Consider the following 1454-nt stretch of genomic DNA (forward strand, 5'->3'; position numbering starts at 1 on the left):
CTGCCATACATCTGGCATGGTAAATCACTTAATGCTGCCGGCACTTACAAAGACACATTGAAAAATGTAGCTGGCTGCGATTCTATTGTTACACTTACTTTGACAGTAAAAGCAGCATTAACAAGCGCACAAACTGTAACCATCTGTAATAGCCAATTACCATATACCTGGAATGGTAACTCCTACAATGCTGCAGGAACATACAAGGACACATTAAACAGTGCCGCAGGCTGCGATTCTATTGTTACTTTAACGCTAAATGTAAATACATCCGTAACTGGTTCACAAGCGATAACCATCTGTAATAACCAGCTGCCATACTTCTGGCATGGCAAATCACTTAATGCTGCCGGCACTTACAAAGACACATTGAAAAATGTGGCTGGTTGCGATTCTATCGTAACCCTCACACTGACAGTAAAAGCAACATTGACCGGCACTCAAACTGCAACCATCTGTAGCAATAAATTACCGTATTTATGGAATGGAAACACCTATAACGCAGCTGGCACTTATAAAGACACCCTGATCAGCGCTTCAGGTTGCGACTCAATTGTTACACTTACATTGAACGTCAACCCAACCAAGACGGGTGCTCAAACAATAGCCATTTGCAACAATCAACTGCCTTATACCTGGAATGGTAAATCTCTAAATGCGGCCGGAACCTATAAGGACACTTTGATCAGTGCAGCAGGTTGTGATTCTGTCGTTACCCTCACACTAACAGTAAAAGCAACATTGACAGGCACTCAAACTGCAACCATTTGTAGCAATAAATTACCGTATATCTGGAACGGAAACTCTTATAACGCAGCTGGCACTTATAAAGACACCCTGATCAGCGCATCGGGTTGCGACTCAATTGTTACCCTGACATTGAACGTCAACCCAACCAAGACGGGTGCCCAAACTATAACAATCTGTAATAACCAATTACCATACTCCTGGAACGGCAACACATATAATGCAGCCGGAACCTACAAGGATACTTTAACCAGTGCCGCTGGTTGCGACTCAGTCGTAACATTAACTCTCAATGTAAACACATCCGTAACAAGCTCTCAAGCGATAACCATCTGCAACAACCAACTACCATACTCCTGGAACGGAAACATATATAATGCCGCTGGTACATACAAAGACACATTGAAGAATGTAGCCGGTTGCGATTCTATCGTCACGCTCACATTGACCGTAAAAGCAACCCTGACCGGCGCTCAAACCGTAACCATCTGTACAAGCCAATTGCCATACTCATGGAACGGCAACACCTATAATGCCGCCGGCACTTACAAAGACACCTTGACAAGCGCCGCTGGCTGCGACTCCATCGTATCCTTAACTCTCAACGTAAACACCGTCGTAACAGGTTCTCAAGCCATAACTATTTGCAATAACCAATTACCATACACCTGGAATGGCAACACATACAATGCCGCTGGCACTTATAA

General features: G+C 43.9%; 1 protein-coding gene. It reads left to right on the top strand.

The genetic code is table 11. The features are described from left to right. Positions 1–1454: hypothetical protein (locus A3860_RS41455; RefSeq protein WP_216823630.1), on the top strand; the 1454-nt coding region annotated here is incomplete at both ends.

Origin of the sequence: Niastella vici (assembly GCF_002077945.1) — a bacterium.
Lineage (GTDB): Bacteria > Bacteroidota > Bacteroidia > Chitinophagales > Chitinophagaceae > Niastella > Niastella vici.